General features: G+C 71.5%; 4 protein-coding genes and 1 pseudogene. All 5 read right to left on the bottom strand.

What is annotated here, in order from left to right:
* Nucleotides 1-370: 370 nt before the first annotated feature.
* Nucleotides 371-751, bottom strand: coding sequence for an ATP-binding protein (locus AOK23_RS52020; RefSeq protein ID WP_420823751.1), 381 nt, complete (start codon nucleotides 749-751; stop codon nucleotides 371-373).
* A 503-nt stretch (nucleotides 752-1,254) separates the two neighbouring features.
* Entirely contained in the window at nucleotides 1,255-2,523 is a 1,269-nt protein-coding gene (locus AOK23_RS26385) for an ABC transporter substrate-binding protein (protein WP_240496563.1), read from the bottom strand.
* A gap of 299 nt (nucleotides 2,524-2,822) precedes the next feature.
* Nucleotides 2,823-3,281, bottom strand: coding sequence for an RrF2 family transcriptional regulator (locus tag AOK23_RS26380; RefSeq protein WP_055537546.1), 459 nt, complete (start codon nucleotides 3,279-3,281; stop codon nucleotides 2,823-2,825).
* 85 nt (nucleotides 3,282-3,366) lie between these two features.
* Nucleotides 3,367-4,762 (bottom strand): annotated as a pseudogene (gene arfA / locus AOK23_RS26375) (arabinosylfuranosidase ArfA); the annotation flags it as partial.
* A 2-nt stretch (nucleotides 4,763-4,764) separates the two neighbouring features.
* Nucleotides 4,765-4,860, bottom strand: a 96-nt coding sequence (locus AOK23_RS52230; RefSeq protein ID WP_476718306.1) for a hypothetical protein, incomplete at its 3' end; no start/stop codon positions are given.
* Between the last annotated feature and the right edge of the window lie 101 nt (nucleotides 4,861-4,961).

The following is a 4,961-nucleotide window of genomic DNA, read 5'->3' as shown; positions in this document are numbered from 1 at the left end:
CGCGGGCGGAGGGCCCGGGTTGTGCCCGAACCGTTCCTGTGGACTGAGCATGAGTGAGCCCGCTCAGCCGCACGCCCCGAACGGTCTTGGGCGCTCCCCCACTGCCTTAAGGGCGTGGGAGGTACCCCCAGGTCCCCGGCGTTCTCGACCCCGGGGCGGCGACACGCATCCTGTGCGTGGTCCGGGCCCGGGAGGCCGGCTCCCTGCGCGACCTGGCCATACAGGTACGGCCGGCGGCGACGGGGAGACCCTGAACCATCCTCTGGTGGAGCAGGGGCCCCGCACGCTGACGCCGTACCCGGTGTCCCGGATCGCACGACCACGTTTAGCCCGATCAGCCCAGGACGCCGCAAGCTCACGCCGGGTGTTCTCAGGTGAGTCGGAGGGCCAGGGTGACCTCGGCGCCTGTTCCTGTCGTGTCGGGGGTGACCGTCAGGCGGTCGGTGACCAGGTGGGCGAGCCAGAGGCCGCGGCCCCGGCAGCCTTCGGTGAGGCCGGGGAGGAGTTCGGGGATGGCGGGGACGAAGCCGGGGCCGTCGTCGGTGATCCGGCACTCCAGTTCGTCCGGGAGCCGGCGCAGCTCCAGTCGGCCGCGGCCGCCGGCGTGCTCCACCGCGTTGGCGGCGATCTCGCTGACGGCGAGGGTGAACTCGCCGAGCCGTACGCCCCCGAGGCCCGCGGCGGCCGCCGCGTCCTCGACCTGGGCCCGTACCTGGGGCAGGTTCTCGCCGGTGAAGTGCCGTTTCAGCAGGAGCGTGCCGCGGCGGTTCGGAGCGCCGCCGACAGGGGTGCCGACCGGTGTACCGGCAGGAGTGCCGACCGGTGGGCCCACGGGAGCGCCGAGGACGCTGCCGCTCGGGCCGCCGGTGCCGCCGGTTCCGCCGTCTGTCTCCCCGCCCGGCATCGCAGCCGCCTCCTCTCGATGGGGGTCGAAGTGCCCGGGCACGGTGCGCTGGGCGTCAAAGGCGAACTGCCGCACGCCGCCCACGCTAGCCGTGCTCGCCCGATGAGTACCCAGGAGATCGAGAGGGCATTGTGCCTGGTCGGAACCGTACGAATTCGACCGAACCTCGATCGTTTCCGCTCAACCTCGGCTGATCGGTTGTCGTCCGTCGATCAGGGCGGCGCACCGCTCCGCCGATCAGGGCAGTGCGGCTCCGGCTCCGCCGCACACGACGGCAGCGGCCCCCTCCCGCACAGTGCGGAAGGGGGCCGGTGAAAGGGGTGCCGAGTCGTACGCGCCGGGTCAGCCGCTCATTCGGCCGTCTTCGCGACCGTCGCTATCGACTCCAGGACCGTCCGCGGATTGCCGTTCGACTTCACCGCCCCGCCGATCTGCTTGCGGATGGCGGCGGCCACCTGGGACCAGTTGGTCTCGGCGACGGGGTAGAGCCGCAGGTTCTGCAGGGTGTCCAGGCCGCTCCACAGCGCCTTGTGGCGCTTGTCGGCGCGCATCGCGTCGGCGGCGGTCGTGGTGACGGGCAGCAGCTCGTACTCGGCGGCCTGTTCGATCACGTACTTGTCGCTGTAGAGGAAGTCGAGGAACTGCCCCATCGCCTCGCGGTGGTCGTCGTTCTTGAAGGCGACGATCCAGTCCGCGGTGCCCATGGCCGGTGTGGCCCGGCCGTCGCGGCTCGGCAGCGGGACCGACCCGTAGGGCACGGAGTCGGAGGAGTCCTCGATCTGGCGGATCAGCGACAGCGGGCCGTTGACCATGGCCGCGTCACCGCGCAGGAAGGCCTGCACGGCGTCGTCGCGGTTGAGCTGGCCGGGCGGGATCGGGCCGGCGAGGCCCTCGCCGACCAGCTTGTCCCGCAGCCAGGTCAGCGTTCGCACATTGGCGGGGGACGCGAGGTCGTAGCTGTTGGAGTCGTCGGTGTAGCCGCCGTCACCGGCCAGCAGCCACATCAGCGTCTCGGCCTCGGCCTCCTCCGGGCCGAGCGGCACGGCGATCGGGGACTCCACGCCCTGGGCCTTCAACTTCCGCGCCGCCGTGAGGAGGCCGTCCCAGCTCTTGGGGGGCTGCAGGCCCGCCGCGGCGAACAGGTCCTTGTTGTAGTAGAGCAGCCGGGTACTCGCGGTGAACGGCAGCCCGTACTGCACCCGCTCCAGCTCGCCGGCGTCGGCGAGGCTCGGTACGAAGGAGGCCTGGACCGGCACCGACAGCACCTCGTCGGCGCTGTAGAGGAGGCCCTGGGCGGCGTACTGCGAGTAGCCGTCGGCCTGCACGATGTCGGGCGTCTCGCCCCGCTCGACCAGCTCGGCGACCTTCTCGTCGACCTCGTCCGGGGCGTACACGTCGACGTTCACGTCGATGTCGGGGTGTTCGGCGTTGAAGGCGAGGACGACCCGGTCCCAGTAACCCTCGGAGTTCTTGTGGACGTTGTCGCCGTAGTTGGTGGCGACGACGGTCAGGGAGACCCGGCCGGACTCGGCGTCCGCGTCCCCGCCGCAGCCGGACAGCCCCGCCGCGAGCGTCAGCGCGGCCGTGGCCGCCACGATCATCCGGGCCTTGTGGCGCACGGTTTCCCCACTTCCAGCTTCCGGCACTTCTCCCAGGTCGAGCACGCCGGGCACGTCCCGTCGCCCGGCGGCGCCGCCCGTGCCCGGCCGATGCCGCCGGCCGGACCCGGGACGCGTCTGTACGTATATACGGATCTCGCCCGTACGTGCTCGCGTTCGGGCTTGATCGTATGGTGCGTGCCCGCGCCGCACGGGCCGGGGGCGTTGCGTTTTGGTTCCAACGCTGTGACGGGCGGGGCGTCCCGGGGAGAGACGAACGGGCACGCTCGTACTGCGTCGGACCGGGTCGCCGGGCGGGTCTAGGGGTTCTCCCAGGCCGCCGGTTCCGCAGCCAGTCGCCGGACCGGCTCGGGCAGCGCGCCGGCCGCGATGTCGGCGACGGTGACGCCCTCCAGGATGCGGCGCACGTTGGCGCGCAGCGCGATCCACAGGGGCAGCAGCGGCTCGGCGGAGCCGGTGTAGGTGAGGCCGGTGGGGCGCTCCCCCCGTACGGACACGATCGGCCCGTCCACCGCGCGGATGATGTCGGCGACGGTGATCGCGGCGGGGTCCCGGGCCAGCCGGTACCCGCCGCTGCCGCCGCGGCGGCTCGTCACGAGGCCGCCGCGCCGCAGGTCCCCGAGGATGCCCTCCAGGAACTTGTGGGGGATCTCCTGCACCGTCGCGATGACCTCGGACTTCACGGGGTCGTCGTCCTGCCGTACGGCGAGCTCCAGTACCGCGCGTACGGCGTAGTCCGCCCGTGCAGAGATCCTCATGGCCCACATTGTCGGCCACGCGGGGCGGACCGGGAGACCCGCCCCGAGTCCACGCGGCCGTGCGCGTCGGCGGGGCCGTCCGGCATCAGCCGAGGCGGATCACGTTCCAGGAGAGCGGTTCGAGGGCGGCCTTCAGTAGCCCGCCCTCCAGCGTCGTCCCCTCGCCCGCGTGCGGACCGACCCGCTCGGGCTCCGCGAGCGTGTTCCGGGCGTCGGGGTCGGCATCGGCCAGCACGCTGTGCTCCACCACCCTGCTCAGGTCGAGCCCGCCCAGCGCGACCTCCAGCGGAAGCGCCTCCGTACGGCTCCGGTTGACCGCGAACACGGTCACCGACCCGTCCTCGGCCCGCACGGCGGTCGCGTGCAGCAGGTCCGCCTCCCCGTACTTCTCCGTCGTGTACGTCGGCGAGTCCACCCGTACGTCGAGGACCCGGCCGCGGCCGTACCGCGCGGCCTGGGCGAAGGGGAAGAACGTCGTCTGCCGCCAGGCGGGACCGCCGGGCTCCGTCATGATCGGGGCGATGACGTTGACGAGTTGGGCGAGGCAGGCGACGGTGACGCGGTCGGCGTGCCGGAGCAGCGCGATGAGGAGGGAGCCGAAGACGACGGCGTCGGTGACGCTGTAGTTGTCCTCCAGGAGGCGGGGGGCTTCCGCCCAGTCCCGGGTCTCGGAGTTCTCGATCTCGTGCCACTTCGAGATGTACCAGACGTTCCACTCGTCGAAGGAGAGGTTGATCTTCTTCTTCGACTTGAGCTTCGCGCCCACGTGGTCGGCGGTGGCGATCACGTTCTCGATGAAGGACTCCATGTCGACGGCGGAGGCCAGGAAGGAGTCGATGTCGCCGTTCTCGGGCTGGTAGTAGGCGTGCAGGGAGATGTGGTCGACGAGGTCGTACGTCTCCTCCAGGACCGTCGCCTCCCAGGCGGCGAAGGTCGGCATCGACTGGCTGGAGGAGCCGCAGGCGACGAGTTCGACGCCCGGGTCGATCTGGCGCATCGCGCGGGCGGTCTCGGCGGCGATCCGGCCGTACTCGGTGGCGGTCTTGTGGCCGGTCTGCCAGGGGCCGTCCATCTCGTTGCCGAGGCACCAGAGTGTGATGCCGAACGGGTCCTTGTCGCCGTGGGCGGCACGGAGGTCCGACAGGGCGGTGCCGGCGGGGTGGTTGGCGTACTCCTGGAGTTCGAGGGCCTCGGCGACGCCTCGGGTGCCGAGGTTGAGGGCCATCATGGGCTCGGCCTGCGGGCCGATCTTCTTCAGGAAGGCGATGTACTCGGAGAGGCCGAAGCGGTTGGTCTCGGTGGAGCGCCAGGCGAGGTCTAGGCGGCGGGGGCGGTCCTCGACGGGGCCGACGGAGTCCTCCCACTTGTAGCCGGAGACGAAGTTGCCACCGGGGTAGCGGATCGTGGTGACGCCCAGCTCACGGACCAGCTCCAGGACGTCGGTGCGCAGGCCCGCCTCGTCGGCCGCCGGATGGTCCGGCNNGCGGCCGAGGTGCTCGACGAAGGAGCCGAACAGTCGGGGGTTGACCTCGCCGACCTGAAAGGCGGGGTCGAGGGTGAAGCGGGCTGTGCGGGCCATGGACATCCTTCGCGTTCGACATTACGGATGCAGCTCGTTCAGTCGAACGGGACGCTATGTTCGCCGGTGGGGTGAGTCAATGGGGGCCGACCGGGCGAGCG

Source organism: Streptomyces torulosus (genome assembly GCF_001419765.1).
Lineage (GTDB): Bacteria > Actinomycetota > Actinomycetes > Streptomycetales > Streptomycetaceae > Streptomyces > Streptomyces torulosus.
This window is presented reverse-complemented; position numbering and strand designations above follow the sequence as displayed.

Bases quoted from the DNA above. Each gene is read 5' to 3' on its own strand.
- AOK23_RS26380 (WP_055537546.1), bottom strand. From the start codon at position 3,281: ATGAGGATCTCTGCACGGGCGGACTACGCCGTACGCGCGGTACTGGAG.